The organism is Roseomonas sp. TF40 (assembly GCF_057219975.1).
The window spans coordinates 135,947-150,699 of the sequence record NZ_JBXVVR010000002.1 but is presented as its reverse complement, the minus strand read 5'-3'; the positions used below and the strand labels follow the sequence as shown (position 1 = coordinate 150,699).

At 72.4% G+C, this 14,753-nt stretch carries 12 protein-coding genes; 8 read left to right on the top strand and 4 right to left on the bottom strand.

Annotated elements, in window-relative coordinates; all coding sequences use genetic code 11:
- Positions 1-75: 75 nt before the first annotated feature.
- The 4 genes from AC2D9U_RS06805 to AC2D9U_RS06790 all read right to left on the bottom strand — a co-directional run bounded on the left by AC2D9U_RS06805 (position 76) and on the right by AC2D9U_RS06790 (position 4,822).
- Positions 76-936: a MaoC/PaaZ C-terminal domain-containing protein gene (locus AC2D9U_RS06805; RefSeq protein WP_484747575.1), complete on the bottom strand. Its 861-nt coding sequence runs from the start codon at positions 934-936 to the stop codon at positions 76-78.
- A complete protein-coding gene (locus AC2D9U_RS06800) occupies positions 926-3,076 on the bottom strand; it encodes an acetate--CoA ligase family protein (RefSeq protein WP_484747573.1) in 2,151 nt (716 codons plus the stop codon). Before AC2D9U_RS06800 ends, AC2D9U_RS06805 begins: the two co-directional genes overlap by 11 nt.
- 24 nt (positions 3,077-3,100) lie before the next feature.
- Positions 3,101-3,349: a hypothetical protein gene (locus AC2D9U_RS06795; protein ID WP_484747572.1), complete on the bottom strand. Its 249-nt coding sequence runs from the start codon at positions 3,347-3,349 to the stop codon at positions 3,101-3,103.
- Between the two features lie 90 nt (positions 3,350-3,439).
- Positions 3,440-4,822: a transglycosylase SLT domain-containing protein gene (locus AC2D9U_RS06790; RefSeq protein WP_484747570.1), complete on the bottom strand. Its 1,383-nt coding sequence runs from the start codon at positions 4,820-4,822 to the stop codon at positions 3,440-3,442.
- A 410-nt stretch (positions 4,823-5,232) separates the two neighbouring features.
- Here AC2D9U_RS06790 and AC2D9U_RS06785 point away from each other — a divergent pair, with 410 nt between their 5' ends.
- From AC2D9U_RS06785 to AC2D9U_RS06750, 8 genes are all read left to right on the top strand, one after another.
- Positions 5,233-5,733 (top strand): glycine zipper 2TM domain-containing protein, encoded by a 501-nt coding sequence (locus AC2D9U_RS06785; protein WP_484747569.1) that lies wholly within the window; start codon positions 5,233-5,235, stop codon positions 5,731-5,733.
- Between the two features lie 101 nt (positions 5,734-5,834).
- On the top strand, positions 5,835-6,815 hold the full coding sequence (locus AC2D9U_RS06780) for a Bug family tripartite tricarboxylate transporter substrate binding protein (RefSeq protein ID WP_484747567.1): 981 nt from the start codon (positions 5,835-5,837) through the stop codon (positions 6,813-6,815).
- Between the two features lie 103 nt (positions 6,816-6,918).
- On the top strand, positions 6,919-10,248 hold the full coding sequence (locus tag AC2D9U_RS06775; protein ID WP_484747565.1) for a M10 family metallopeptidase C-terminal domain-containing protein: 3,330 nt from the start codon (positions 6,919-6,921) through the stop codon (positions 10,246-10,248).
- A 115-nt stretch (positions 10,249-10,363) separates the two neighbouring features.
- Positions 10,364-10,654 (top strand): acyl carrier protein, encoded by a 291-nt coding sequence (locus tag AC2D9U_RS06770; RefSeq protein ID WP_484747563.1) that lies wholly within the window; start codon positions 10,364-10,366, stop codon positions 10,652-10,654.
- 27 nt (positions 10,655-10,681) lie between these two features.
- On the top strand, positions 10,682-11,137 hold the full coding sequence (locus AC2D9U_RS06765) for a 3-hydroxyacyl-ACP dehydratase FabZ family protein (RefSeq protein WP_484747562.1): 456 nt from the start codon (positions 10,682-10,684) through the stop codon (positions 11,135-11,137).
- A complete protein-coding gene (locus AC2D9U_RS06760) occupies positions 11,137-12,333 on the top strand; it encodes a beta-ketoacyl-ACP synthase (RefSeq protein ID WP_484747559.1) in 1,197 nt (398 codons plus the stop codon). The genes AC2D9U_RS06765 and AC2D9U_RS06760 overlap by 1 nt, the downstream gene beginning before the upstream one ends.
- Positions 12,330-13,613: a beta-ketoacyl-ACP synthase gene (locus AC2D9U_RS06755; RefSeq protein ID WP_484747557.1), complete on the top strand. Its 1,284-nt coding sequence runs from the start codon at positions 12,330-12,332 to the stop codon at positions 13,611-13,613. The genes AC2D9U_RS06760 and AC2D9U_RS06755 overlap by 4 nt, the downstream gene beginning before the upstream one ends.
- Positions 13,610-14,632: a zinc-binding dehydrogenase gene (locus AC2D9U_RS06750; protein WP_484747556.1), complete on the top strand. Its 1,023-nt coding sequence runs from the start codon at positions 13,610-13,612 to the stop codon at positions 14,630-14,632. The genes AC2D9U_RS06755 and AC2D9U_RS06750 overlap by 4 nt, the downstream gene beginning before the upstream one ends.
- The last annotated feature ends 121 nt before the right edge of the window (positions 14,633-14,753 follow it).

Sequence of the window (14,753 nt, the reverse complement as noted above, 5' to 3'; positions counted from 1 at the left end):
TGTACTATGCCGTAATCGTATGCGAAAAAAAATGCTGATCTGCGGTCCGGGGGAACGGGATTGGCACGCGCCGCGTCAGCGCCGTGCGAAGGCGCCGTTCCCGATCACCACCACGTCGCGCTCCAGCACCCGCGCCTGGAAGGCCGCGCCCTTGTCGTCGGGCCAGATCTCGGTGCGGATGGTCTCGCCCGGATAGACCGGCGCCGAGAAGCGGCATTCCATGCGGCCGAAGCGCCCCGGTTCGCCCTGGCACACCGCCTGCAGCAGCGCCCGCGCCACCAGGCCGAAGCTCGCCAGCCCATGCAGGATCGGGCGCGGGAAGCCGGCCGCCGCGGCCACCTCGGGCCGGCTGTGCAACGGGTTGTGGTCGCCGTTCAGCCGGTAGAGCAGCGCGATCTCGGGCCTTGTCGGCAGATCCACCACCAGCGCGGGCGTGCCCACCGGCGCCGGGTTCGGGGCGCGCACCGGCCCCGACGCGCCCCCGAAGCCGCCATCGCCGCGCAGGAAGGTGGTCTGGCCGAGGGTGGCCAGCTTCGCCCCCGTCGCGGCGTCGAGGATCACGCGCTCGGTGTAGAGCAGCGCGCCCTTGCCCGCGCCGCGATCCACCAGGCCGGTGACGCGGGAGCGGCCGATGACCTCGCCCTGCACCGGCAGGGGCGCATGGAGTTCCAGGCTCTGCTCGCCATGCACGAGCCGCAGCGCGTCCACCCCCGTCGCCGGGTCGGCCAGCCAGAAGCCGGGATAGCCCAGCACCACCGCCATGCTCGGCAGCGCGCGCATGGCGGGGCCCTCGGTGACATAGCGCAGGGCCGCTTCGTCCATCGGGTCGGCGCCGAGGCCGAGCGACAGCGCATAGAGCGCGCAATCCTGCCAGCGCAGGGTCTGGCGGATCTCCGGGATGGGGAAGGCCAGCAGTTTTTCCGGGTCAATCGGCATGGGCGGCATCCAGTTCGATCACGGCATCGGCCGCGAAGGCGCCTGCGGGCAGGACAAGCAGGGGGTTGATCTCGGCCGAGAGCAGGCGCGGCCCCGCCGCCGCGCCGAAGCGCGAGAGGGCGGCGGCCGCCTCGGCCAGGGCGGCGAGATCGGCCCTGGGTCGCCCGCGCGCCCCATCCAGCAACGCAAAGCCGCGCAGCCCGCGGATCATCGCCTCGGCCTGCGCGGGCGAAACCGGGCACCGGGCGAAGGCGACGTCACGGAAAACCTCGATGAAGACGCCGCCGAGGCCGACCATGAGCATCGGGCCGAAGACCGGGTCGCGCAGCACGCCCAGCGCCATCTCGACCCCACCCGAAAGCTGCTTCGCCACCAGCACGCCCTCGATCCGCGCGCCGGGCGCCTGGGCGGCGGCGCGGGCGAGCAGCGTGGCGAAGCCCTCGCGCACCGCCGCGGCATCGGCGAGGTTCAGCAGCACGCCGCCGATCTCGCTCTTGTGCAGGATGTCGGGGGAGAGGATTTTCGCCACCACCGGGTAGCCGAGCCGGTCGGCGGCGGAAACGGCTTCCTCCGCCGTCGCACAGGCCTGCTCGGGCGCCATGGGGATGCCGGCAGCGGCGAGGATGCGCTTCGCCTCCGCCTCGTTGGGCGCGTGCTCGGGCAGCGTCACGGCGGGCAGGGCGGGGGGCGGTGGAAGGGCGCGGGCGAAGGCGGCGCCGATGCGGCCCATGGCGGCGAGCGCCACCACGGCGCGGGAGGGGTCTTCAAGGCAGAGGAAGCCATCCGCCTCCCATTCGCGGAGCCGCTCGGGCGTGCCCAGGATGCTGAGGGCGAAAAGCCGGCCCGGGTGGCGGTCCAGCACCTGCTTGAGTTCGGCGCGCAGGCGCGGCGCCATGGAGGGGCTGGAACCCCAGGCGGTGAAGAAGGCGATGACCGAGCTGTAGCCGCCCTCCGCCACCATCGCCTCGGCGAAGGCGCCGATCACGCTCATGTCGTTGAAGGCCTGGGCCGTGCAATCGACCGGGTTGAGCGGGCTGGCGAAGGGCACCAACGCCTTGAGCCTGGCCTGCGCCGCCTCGGGCAGGGGCGGCATGGGCAGGCCGGCGGCCTCTGCCGCATCCGCGATGAGCACGCCAGCCCCGCCCGAGATGGTGACGACGCCGAGCGTGTTGGCGCTCGGAAAAATGCGCTTCTGCGCGACATAGGCGATGTCGAGCAGCTCCTCGGTGGTGCGGGCGCGGACCACGCCGAACTCGTCGAGGACGGCGTCGAAGATGCGGTCGTCGCCGGCGATGGAGGCGGTGTGGGAGGCCGCCGCCGCCGCCCCCAGCGCGCTGCGGCCCACCTTCATCATCACCACCGGTTTCCGCGCGGCCCGTGCCGCGTGCAGCGCGGCGAGGAAGCGCGGGCCGTCCTGGATGCCTTCCGCATAGGCGGCGATGACCTGCACCTCCTCGCTGGCGGCCATCCAGTGGATGACGTCGGCGATGTGGATGTCGGCCTCGTTGCCGGTGGTGACCAGCACGGGGGTGCCGATGCCCCGGTCGCGCGCGGCGGCGAAGAGATGGCTGCCATAGGCGCCGGACTGGCTGGCGATGCCGACATGGCCCGGCAGGGGCCAGCCCATCTCGAAGCTTGCCGTGAAAATGGGGTAGTAGCCGCGCGTGGCGTTGAACAGGCCGAGGCAGTTGGGTCCGGCGAGTCGCATGCCGTGCCGGCGCGCGGCGCCGACGAGGCGGGCCTGCAGGTCCACCCCCGCCGGCCCCACCTCGGCGAAGCCGGCGGTGAAGCAGATGGCGGCGCGGCAGCCCCGTGCGCCCAGCGCCTCGACGGCGGCGATCGCGCCCTCGCCGGGGATGGCGATGATGGCGGCCTCGGGCGCCTCGGGCAGGTCGGCGACGGTGGCGAAGGCGGGCAGGCCCTGCACGCGGGGCCGGTTCGGGTTCACCGGCATCAGCCGCCCGGCGAATCCCTGGGCGAGCATATAGGCCAGCGGCCGCCCTCCGATCCGGGTCGGGTCGTCCGAGGCCCCGATGAGGGCAAGGGAGCGCGGCCGGAGCAGCGCATCAAGCGGATGTGATGTCAGGGTGCGAACCTCCCGTGAGGGAGGCAGGGTGCGGCGCGGGGCGCCCCGGGACAAGTCCAGGGCAACCCGGTCAGCGGCTCAGTTCAGCAGCAGGCCGATGGCGGCGAGAAACAGAACCAGCACAGCCCCGGCGCCGAGCGCGGTGACGAGATCGCTGGTCTTGCCGCGCCCTTCCTGGTCCTCGCTGTCGCGGCCGGAAGAGACGATCTGGTAGCTGGGACGCTCCGGGAGGGCGGGCGAACCACCACGGCGCGCGCGGTCGGACGGTTCCACCGGGGGGCGGAGTCCGAGCAGGGCGCGCGGCGCCTCAGTGTGTGTCTGATCCACAGCCATATTGACAGCATACGATGTGTCGGCCGCGAATCTACTAACCAGCGGTAGTAATTTGTCGTAATTGGCGCGCCTCAGGCCCCAGATTCACGCCCCCGGCGCGACCACCACGCAGGCGCCGCGGCCCCGGAGGCGGTCGCAGGCCTGGTCGGCGGCGCCGCGGTTGGACAGGCCGACGACGCGCGCCCGGAACAGGCGGTTCCGGCCTTGGGTCACGGGCTCGATCACGGTGCGGGTGGCACTGCCGCCGATCTGCTCCCGCGCCCGGTTGGCCGCAGCGCGGGCGAGGTTCTCGGAGGCGAAGGCGCCGACCTGGATGCCCCAAGGGCCGGGCGTGGCAGGCACGGGGCTGCGCGACGCCGCCAGGGTCGGGGTGGGCGTGGGGGCCGGTGCGGCCGGGCTCGGCGCCACCAGGCCGCGCGGCGGGGCCGGCAGCGTGCCCGCCTGGGCCTGCGGGATCAGCGAGAACCCGCGCGAGGGCGCAAGAGGCGCGGCGGCCAGCGCCGTGCCGCGTGCCGGGGGCAGGGGCTCGGCCTGGATCGTGCCGGGGTCGCCGGGGCTGACGATCGGCTCCATGCGGGTCACGCGCTCGGCACCCGCGGGCTCGCCACGCACCGGGTCGCCGGGGCTGACGATGGGCGCCATGGCGATGACCGGGCCGGCCGAGGCGATCTGCGTACGCGCGGGCTCGGCCGCGGCATAGGTGCTGCCGTCGGGGATCGGCTCCATGCGCACGACCGGGCCGGGCGGCAGCTGCGCCACCTGGATCGCCGGCTGCTGCGCGGCACGGCTCTGCTCGCGCAGGGCCAGCATGGTGGCGCTGTCGGCGCGGCGGGGGCCGGCGGGCACGTTGAAGGGAAGCTCGGCAGCGGCATAGACCTCGGGCGCTGCGCGGCGGTTGGGCGTGGTGCCCTGGATGCGCGGGCCGATGCGCGCGACGTAGTTGCGCGTCTCGTTCGGCAGGCCGCGGCTGCCCCAGAGGTAGTCCTCCAGCCGGCGGGGGCCGGCATTGTAGGCGGCGAGGAAGGCGGGGTTGCCGTACAGCTCATACATCTGGCGCAGATAGGCCGTGCCGGCCATCAGGCTGTCCCAGGGATGGTAGGGGTCGGGGCCGAGGCCGTAGCGGGCCTGCAATTCCCGGTAGGTGCCGGGCATCACCTGCATCAGCCCCATGGCGCCGGCGCGCGAGGTGGCGGAGGCGCGGCCGCCGGATTCCTGGCGCATCACCTCGCGGATCCAGGTCTCGGGGATGTCGAAGCGGCGGCTGGCCTGGGAAATCCACGGCCCCCAGGGGTCACCGGGCGGGCCGGGCGGATCATAGGAGGTCGGGCGCGGCCAATGGCCATCGGAGACCACCTGCGGGCCGGTGGCAGGCGATTGCGCGCAGGCCGCCAGCAGGCCAAGGGCCAGGCAGGCCGCCAGGGTGGAGAGCCTGGCTCGCAAGGGACGCGCGCAGCGGAAGCGGTTCATCCGCGTTCTCCGTCGGTTTCCGGGTGATCGTTTCCCGAGGCCTGCCCCCCTCAGAATGACCGTCGCCCCTGCGACGCCCATCCCAGGCCAACCCCGAATGACGCTCCCAGTTGACGCCTGGATGGCAAGGCGACGCGACTATCGCCACGCCCCGCTGCCACCCTGATGCGCCCCGGCGCCACGCCGACCGGGCGTTGAGCGGGCGCATCAACAGCAAGGCCTAAAGCCCTACAGCAAGGGGGTGCGGGGAAGCAAGGACCAGATCGTGGCAAGACCGCCGCAGGGATGCCTTGAAAAGGGTCGAGACAGGCCGGGCATCGCGCCGCGCCGCACTTCGGTGCAGATTAGCCTCAAGACCGGGCGCCGTGCCCGGCCCTCGACCCGACCCATGTCCAGAAGGATGTGACCCCATGCGACTTCCCCCGAATTTCCGCCCCGCCTTCGCCGCCCTGGCGCTGGTGGCCGTGCTCGGCGCCTGCGCGCCGGCCAATACCGGCAACACCGTCTCGGCCGGTGCGCTGGGGCAGGAGGCCTCCGTCTCCTTCGGCACCATCGTCGGCACCCGGCCGGTGACGGTGGCGGGCGGCAATAGCGGCGTGGGCACGGTGGGCGGCGCGGTGGCGGGCGGCCTCGCGGGCAGCTTCATCGGCGGCGACTGGCGCTCCAACGCCATCGCGGGCGTGGGCGGGGCGATCATCGGCGGGCTGGCCGGCAACGCCATCGAGCGCGGCGTCACCCAGGGCCAGGCGGTGGAGTTCGTGGTCCGGCAGGATCGCGGCGGCGACATCGCCGTGGTGCAGACGAACGAGGCCGGGCTGCAGGTCGGCGACCGGGTGATGATCTCGCGCGGTGATCGGGTGCGGCTGTCGCGCGCGGCGCCCACCGCCCAGCCGGCCAGCAGCGTCCGGTAGCCCGGCGGCGCGGCGCGACGGTCCGCGCGGGCGGCTTTCATGCTGGAACGTTTCTTGCCAAGCTTCGGGGGTTGATCGCCGAGAGCCACGGGAGAATGCCGATGATCCGCCGCCGCAGCCTGCTTGCCCTTGCCCCAGCCCTGGGCGCCGCCAGCCTCGCCACCCCGGCGCTCGCCCAGGGGGCCTGGCCGGCGCGCCAGATCCGCCTGGTGGTGCCCTACCCGCCGGGGGGGGCCAGCGACATCGCCGGGCGGCTGCAGGCGCAGGTGCTGCAGGATGGCCTCGGCGTGCCGGTGGTGGTGGACAACCGCGCCGGCGCGGGTGGGACCATCGGCACCGCGCATGTCGCGCAATCCCCGCCCGATGGCTACACGGTGATGATGGCGAGCCCCTCTTCCCATCTCGGCGCGCCGCTGCTGTTCAAGACGCCCGGCTATGAGGGCGTGGACGATTTCACCGCCATCGCCACCTTCGCCACCGGCACGGCCATGGTCTGCGTCAATCCGCGCCTGCCGATCAACAACATCCAGGAACTGATCGCCTATGCCCGGGCGCGGCCCGGCCAGCTCAATTTCGGCTCGGCCGGGGCGGGCGGGGCGAACCACATGCTGGGCGTGCTGTTCATGCAGCGCACCGGCGTGGAACTCACCCATGTGCCCTATCGCGGGGCAGCCCCGGCGCTGGCCGACCTGATCGCGGGCAACATCCAAGTGGTGTTCGACAGCTATGCGGGCGTCATCGGCTCGGTCCGCGCGGGCCAGGTGCGCGCGCTGGCGGTGACCAACCCCACGCGCTGGCCGCTCGCGCCCGAATTCCCCACCGTGCAGGAGCAGGGCGTGGCCGATTACGACCTGCCGAGCTTCTCCGCCGTCATGGGCCCGCGCGGCATCCCCGAGCCGATCGTGGCGCGCATGAACAGCGTGATCAACGAAGGCCTGAAGAACCCGACCATGGTCGAGCGGCTCGCCGCCAACGGCAACGCGCCCTTCCCGACCACCCCGGCCGAGTTCGCCGCGCTGATGCGCGCCCAGCGCACCACCTGGCAGCAGCTGGTGCGCGCCACCGGCCTGCAGCCGGAGTAGCGCGGGGCGGCTTTCGCCGAAGTTTCGGACGGGCTTCGGGACTTCCCCGCGGCCCCTCCGCCTTACTGGCCCGCAGGATCATTCGGGACAGGAGACCGGCAAGATGCCCAACGGCATGGCACCCACGCTCAGCAAGTCGGTGGCGGAGGCAGCGCAGCAGATCACCCGCACCGACGCCCATTGGGGGCCCGCGCTCGGCGCCCCCGCGGCCGTCACCTACGCCTTCCGCGCCTTCGTGCCGGAGGGCTACCAGATGGATCCCACGAGCCTCGAGGGCAACAGCTTCGCCCGGCTCAATGGCGGGCAGATCACGGCGGTGCGATCGGCGCTGCAGCTGTGGTCGGATGTGGCGAACATCACCTTCACGCAGGTGCGCGAGGCCACCTCCGGCTACTCGAACAACGCCACCATGCTGTTCGGCACCTATCTCTCCACCACCGACAATTCCGCCGCCTTCGCCGCCGGCCCGGGGGATGCCGACCCGGCCGCGCGGGCCGGCGATGTCTGGCTCAACCGCAACAGCTTCACCGGCAATGGCAGCATCGGGCCGGGCCAGGCGAATTTCGAGACGCTGATCCATGAGATCGGCCACGCCATCGGGCTGAAGCATCCGGGCGACTACAACGCGGTGCCCACCCTGCCCCCGCCCGCGCCGCCACCGACCCAGCCGAGCTACCTCAACGATGCCCTCTACATCGAGGACCATCGGCAATACACGATCATGTCCTATTTCACGCTGGGCGAGGCGCGCAACGTGGAATCCCCGCTGCTGCACGACATCGCGGCGGCGCAGCGGCTCTATGGTGCCAATCTCGGCACGCGCACGGGCAACGACGTCTACGGCTTCAACACCACGCTGCGCGGCCCCTCGGCGGCGAGCTTCGACTTCACCATCAACCAGGTGCCGCATGTGGCGATCTGGGATGCCGGGGGGATCGACACCTTCGATGTCTCGGGCTTCGCGCAGAACCAGTTGATCGACCTGCGCGCCGGCTTCTTCAGCGACATCGCCGGCAAGACCGCCAATGTCGCCATGGCCGCGCTGGTGCGCAACGGCGCGGGGCAGGTGGTGAACTGGATCGAGAACGCGGTGGGCGGCGCGGGCGCCGACACGCTGATCGGCAATGAGGTGGACAATGTGCTCGAGGGCGGCGCCGGTGCCGATTCGCTGCTCGGCCTGGGCGGCTTCGACGTGGCGTCCTATGCGCGCGCGGCGGCCGGGGTGGTGGCCGATCTGGGCAACCCGGCCGGCAATGCGGGCGATGCGGCAGGCGACCGCTACACCTCCATCGAGGGGCTGACCGGCTCCGCGCATGGCGACCGGCTGCGCGGCGACTTCGCCAACAACACCATCCGTGGCGGCGGCGGCGCCGATACGCTGGATGGCGGGGACGGCGTGAACCGCCTGTTCGGCGATGCCGGCGACGACGTGATGGTCGGCCGACTCGGCGACCATGTCTTCGATGGCGGTACGGGTTTCGACATCGCCTCCTACGAGATGTCGCTCGGCCGGGTCGCGGCCTCGCTGTCGGTCGGCATGGGCTGGATCGGCGATGCCTCGGGCGACAGCTACATCCGGGTCGAGGGGCTGCGCGGCAGCGCCTTCGACGACACGCTGAGCGGCGGCGCCGGGCGCGACCGGCTGGAGGGCGGCGGCGGCAATGACCGCCTCGACGGGCTCGACCTGAACGACACCATGGCGGGCGGGGATGGCGACGACACTTTCCTCGGCGGCCATGGCGCCGACAGCATGAATGGCGGCGAGGGCATCGACACGGCCGACTACAGCGCGCTGAGCGGCCCGGTGCAGGTGTTGCTCGGCCTCGCCTTCTCCCCCACCGGCACCCTGCTGCTCAGCGGCGGGCTGGCGGCGGGCGACCGCTTCAGCAGCGTCGAGAACGTGATCGGCACGAATTTCGCCGACACGCTCTACGGCAATGCCGCCGACAACCTGCTGGTCGGCGGCGGCGATTTCGACGTGCTGCGCGGCGGGCTGGGCAACGACACCTACGACATCGGCGCGGCCGCCAGCACCGGCTTCGGCCGCGTCTTCGACGATGTGGCGGAGGGGGCGGATGCCGGCTTCGACACGGTGCTGCTGCGCGGCCATCCGAACTTCTTCTCCGGCGCGCTGGGTGCGAGCTACACGCTGGGCGCCAATCTCGAAGGGCTGGAGGCGCAGGGCGAGGGCAGCTTCACCCTGGTCGGCAACATCCATGACAACCGCCTGATCGGCAGTTTCGGCGCCGACCTGCTGGTGGCCGGCGATGGCGCGGACACGCTGGGCGGGGGCGGGGGCGCGGATACGCTCTATGGCGAGTTCGGCGACGACACCTACATCCTCACCGATGTCACCGAGACCGCCTTCTCCCTCGCGGAGTGGGACGCCGTGCTGGAACCGGTGGGTGGGGGCAACGACACCGTCATCCTCGTCGCCGCGCCCTATCCGAGCCTGCCGCTGCTGTTCAAGAGCAGCTACACGCTGGGCGCGCAGGTCGAGAATGGCTGGGTCTATGACTCACGCGACTTCGTCCTGGTCGGCAATGTGCTCGACAACGACCTCGATGGCGGCAATGGCGATGACCGGATCGTCGCCGGCGACGGCGCCGACACGCTCTGGGGCGCGCTGGGCGCCGACACGCTGTTCGGCGAGTTCGGCGACGACACCTACATCCTGCGCGACGTCGCCACCCCCGACGCCCCGCCGGGCAGCATCGCCATCGAGGGCTGGGACCTGATCCTGGAGGCCGAGCCCGGGGGGACGGACACGGTGCTGGTCGAGCGCGCCGCCCGCATCCTGCCCGGCGGCATCGCGGGCTGGCGCAGCGATTACACCCTGGCCCAGTTCATCGAGAACGGGGTGGTGACGGGCAACGAGGCCTTCACCCTCTCGGGCAACGCACTGGCCAACCGGCTCACCGGCAACGGGGCGGCGAATGTGCTGCTCGGCCAGGAGGGCGCGGATACGCTGAACGGCATGTCGGGCGATGACGCGCTGAATGGCGGCCAGGGCGGCGACCGGCTCAGCGGCGGGGCGGGCGCCGACACGCTGGAGGGCGGCGCCGGGCGGGACATCCTGATCGGCGGGACGGAGGCCGACCGCTTCGTCTTCGGCGCCCCGCCCCCGCCGACCGAGGTGGACAGCGTGGCGGATTTCGACGTCGGGCTGGACCAGGTGGTGCTGGCGCTGGCCGGCTTCGACCCTGGCGGGCTGAGCGGCCTGACAGCGGGCAGCCTGGCCGGCCAGGCCGGGCGCTTCTTCGCCAATCTCTCGGGCCAGGCCGAGCAGCGCGGCGTGGCCGCCTTCACCTATGAGACGGATGCCGGGCGGCTGTGGTGGGATGCGGATGGCTATGGCGGGGCGGGGCGGGTGGTGGTGGCCACCTTCTCCGGCCTGCCGGCCCTGGCGGCGGGCGATCTGTTGCTCGTCTGACGCCCCTTCTGGACAAGCCGGGCGGATCGGGCCAAACCGCCCTCTTCCCGCCCGGGGGCCGCCCGGGGGCCGCCTGCCCCCTGCCTCGCCCCTCGGCCCGCCCGGAGTCCGCCACATGACCTCCCCGGTCTTCGACCGCATCGCCGACATCATCGCGGAAAACAGCGAAGTGGCGCGTGACTCCATCACGCCCGAAGCGCATGTGATCAACGATCTCGGCATCGACAGCCTGGACTTCCTCGACATCGTCTTCGCCATCGACAAGGCCTTCGGCATCAAGGTCCCGGTCGAGGCCTGGACGCAGGAGGTCAATGCCGGCACGGCGCCGGCCGACAAGTACTTCGTGATGGGCAACCTCGCGCTCCGCATCGAGGAACTGGTCGCCGCCAAGGCCGCGAAGGGCTGAGGGCCCGGCCGCCGGAATCGCCCCGCCATGCGTCTTGAATACTTCCAGATGGCCGATCGCATCGTCAGCCTCGATGCGGAGTCCATCGTCGTGGAAAGCACGGTGCCCGAGGCCAGCCCGGTCTTCGAGGGGCATTTCCCCGGCTACCCGATCGTCCCCGGCGTGCTGCTGGTGGAAACCATGGCCCAGGCCGGCGGCTGGCTGATCCTCTCGCTGGAGCAGATGCGCCGCATGCCCTTCCTCTCCATGGTGAAGGAAGCGAAGTTCCGTGGCTTCGTCGGCCCCGGCACGGCGCTGACGGTGGAGGCGCGCCGCACGCATGACGGCTCGGGCTTCGCGGTGGCGCAGGCGCGCATCCTGGCCGGCGGCAAGCGCATCGCCGATGCCGAGATCACCTACCGCATCATGGATTTCCCGGCCCCCGAGCTGCGCGAGGCGATGCTCGCCACCGCCCGGCGCATCGGCCTGCCCGGACACAGCTGATGACGCAGGAGGTCTGGATCACCGGGCTTGGCCTGGTCTCGACGCTGGGTGAGGGCCGGGCCGCGCACCGCGCCGCCTTCGCTGCGGGCACGGCCCCGCCGCTCGATACGGCGACCTACGCGCCCCTGGCGCTGCACCCCGCGCCGGCGCTGGAACTCGACCGCCAGATCCCCAAGAAGGGCGACCAGCGGCAGATGGAGCCCTGGCAGCGGCTGGGCACCTATGCCGCCGGCCTCGCGCTGGACGATGCCGGGGCGCGCGCCCTCGCACCGGGGATGGACCTGATCGTGGCCGCCGGCGGGGGGGAGCGCGACCTCGCGCTGGATGAGGCGGTGCTGGCCGCGCTGGCCCCCCTGCCGCCGGCCGAGGCCGGGGTGCGGCTGAACGAGATGCTGGCCAATGGCCTGCGCCCCACCCTGTTCCTCGCGCAGCTCTCCAACCTGCTGGCGGGCAACATCTCGATCGTGCATGGCGTGACCGGCGCCTCGCGCACCTTCATGGGCGAGGAGCAGGCCGGCGCGGATGCGGTGCGCATCGCCGCCGCGCGCATCGCCGAGGGGCGCGCGCCCGCCGCGCTCGTTGGTGGCGCCTTCAGCGCGGCGCGCTGGGACCTGATGGTGCTCTACCATGCCGGCGGGCTGCTGCGCGGCGCGCCCGGCTTCGCGCCCGTCTTCGACCGTGGCGCCGCCCCCGGGGCGATCCCGGGCACGCTGGCCGCCTTCCTGGTGCTGGAATCGGCCGAGCAGGCGCGCGCGCGGGGCGTGCGCGGCCTGGCCCGCATCCTCGGCATGGCGAGCGAGCAGGCGGGGCGCAGCGGCGCGGACACCTCCCTCGCCGCCGCCCGGCGTGCCGCCTCCCGGCTTTCCCTGCCGGCGGGGCCGCTCTGCGTCGTCTCGGGCGCGACCGGCGTGGCCGGGCCGACCGCGGCCGAGGCCGAGTTCCTGGCCGGTCTGGGCCGGCCCACCCTGCTGCGCGCCGCCGGCAGCCGCTTCGGCTGGGGGGTGGAGGCCGCCTTCCCCGCCAGCCTCGCCATGGCCGCGCTGGCGCTGGCCGATGGCACGCTGCCCGCGCCGCTCGACGCCACCGAAGCGCCCTTCGATGGCGCGCCCGAGCACATCCTGGTCACCGGCTTCGGCGCCTGGCGGGGCGAATCGCTCGCCCTGCTGGGCCGCATCAAGGCGGAGGAGCAGGCATGAGCGACCTCGATCACGCCTTCCTCGACCATGCCGGGCGGCCCATCGTCGTCGTCACCGGCATCGGGCTGGTCACGCCGCTGGGCTTCGGCGCGGGGCCGAACTGGGCGGCGCTGCTGGCCGGCACCTCCGGCATCCGGCGGATCACGCGCTTCCCCACCGAGCATCTGCGCACCACCATCGCCGGCACGGTGGACCTGCCGGAGGAAGCGACGGGGCCGACCCTCACCTCCTCCGAGCGCGTGGGCCGCCTCGCCGCCCTGGCGGGAGAGGAGGCGCTGGCCCAGGCCGGCCTCGGCGGCGCCGGCGGCTTCCCCGGCCCGCTGCTGCTCGGCATGCCGCCGGTGGAGGTGGAGTGGCCACACCGCTTCGCCCTCGCCGCCCGCGCGGCCGGCACGCCCAGCTACCCGGCCCTGACCGAGGCCGCGGCGGGGCAGGAGTCGCTCTACGCCACCGCCTGCTTCGCGGGCGTGGGGGAACGGCTCGCCCGGCAATTCGGCACGCGCGGCGCGCCCGTGGCGATCACCACCGCCTGCGCCACCGGCGCCTCGGCCATCCAGCTGGGTGTCGAGGCGATCCAGCGCGGGGAGGCCGAGGCCGCGCTCGCCATCGGCGCGGACGGCACGGTGCAGCCGGAATCGCTGATCCGCTTCTCCCTGCTCTCGGCGCTCTCCACGCGCAACGAGGACCCGACCCGCGCCGCCCGCCCCTTCGAGAAGACCCGCGACGGCTTCGTGATGAGCGAGGGCGCGGCCTGCCTGGTGCTGGAGAGTCTGGCCCATGCCCGCGCGCGCGGGGCGGTGGTGCTCGGGCGCGTGCGTGGCTGCGGCGAGAAGTCGGACAGCTTCCACCGCACGCGCTCCAACCCCGATGGCGGGGCGATCATCCAGGCGATGCGCAACGCCATCGCCGATGCGGGGCTCACACCGGCCGACATCTCCTATGTCAACGCGCATGGCACGAGCACGCCCGAGAACGACAAGATGGAGACGCTCGGCCTGCGTGCCGTCTTCGGTGACAACGTGCCGCCGATCTCCTCCAACAAATCGATGATCGGCCACACGCTCTCGGCCTCGGGCGCGATCGAGGCGGCGTTCAGCCTGCTGACGCTGCGCGACCAGATGCTGCCGCCGACGATCAACCATGCGGAACCCGACCCGGCGATCGGGCTCGACGTCGTGCCCAATGTCGCGCGGGCCGCGAAGGTCACGCATGTGCTGTCGAACAGCTTCGGCTTCGGTGGGCAGAATGTGTGCCTGGTGCTGAGTGGAGAACCGTCGTGAGAGCCCTTCGTTTGCACGGCGACAAGGATCTTCGCCTTGAAGAGGTGGCGCCCCCGCCGCCGCCGGGCGCGGGCGAGGTGCAGATCCGCATCCGCGCCATCTCGCTCAACCATATCGATGTCTGGGGCTGGCGCGGCATGGCCTTCGCGCAGCGCGCCCTGCCGCTCGCCGTCGGTGCGGAAGCGGCGGGCGAGGTCGTTTCGGTGGGCGAAGGTGTCGCCGGCTTCGCGCCCGGCCAGCGCGTGGTGCCCTATGGCGCGCGCACCTGCGGCGTCTGCCCCGCCTGCCTGGAAGGGCGCGACAATCATTGCGAGAACGTCTCGGGTGTTGCCGGCTTCCATGTCGATGGCTTCGCGCGCGAACTCGCCAACGTGCCCGCGCGGCTGCTGGTCAAGGTGCCGGAGGGCGTGAGCTTCGAGGACGCGGCCTGTGCCACCGTCACCTTCGGCACGGTCGAGCACATGCTCTTCGACAATGCGCAGCTCAAGCCCAGTGAGACGGTGCTGATCCAGGCGGCGGGTTCGGGCATCGGCTCGGCCGCCATCCGCATCGCCAAGGCGATCGGCTGCACCGTGATCGCCACCGCCGGCGATGACGAGAAATGCGCCAAGGCGCTGGCGCTGGGCGCCGACCATGTCGTGAACTACACCGAGAAGAACTTCTCCACCGTCGCGCGGCGCGTGACCAACAAGCGCGGCGTCGATGTGGTGTTCGAGCATGTGGGGGCCACCACCTGGGCGGGCTCGCTGCTCTCGCTGCGCAATGGCGGGCGGCTGGTGACCTGCGGCAGCACCTCCGGCGTCTCGGCCGAGACCAACCTGATGATGCTGTTCCAGCGCCAGCTGCGCATCATCGGCAGCTTCGGCTGCGCGATGCGCAACGTCGCCGAGGGGCTGGGCAAGATGGCGCAGGGCATCCGCCCGGTGCTGGATACCGTCGTGCCGCTGGAGCGTTTCACCGAAGGCCTGGAGCGGCTGGAATCGCGCCGTGTCTTCGGGAAGATCATCGTTACTCTTTGATGCCCTCAGACGTCGTGCCGAAGGCACGCCTCCGGCGTGACGGGCGCGGCCTCCGGCCGCTTGGCTTACGCGCCGACGCGCTGGGGCGCCGGCGAAGCGGTCGCCCTGCGCGCGGGGCCGC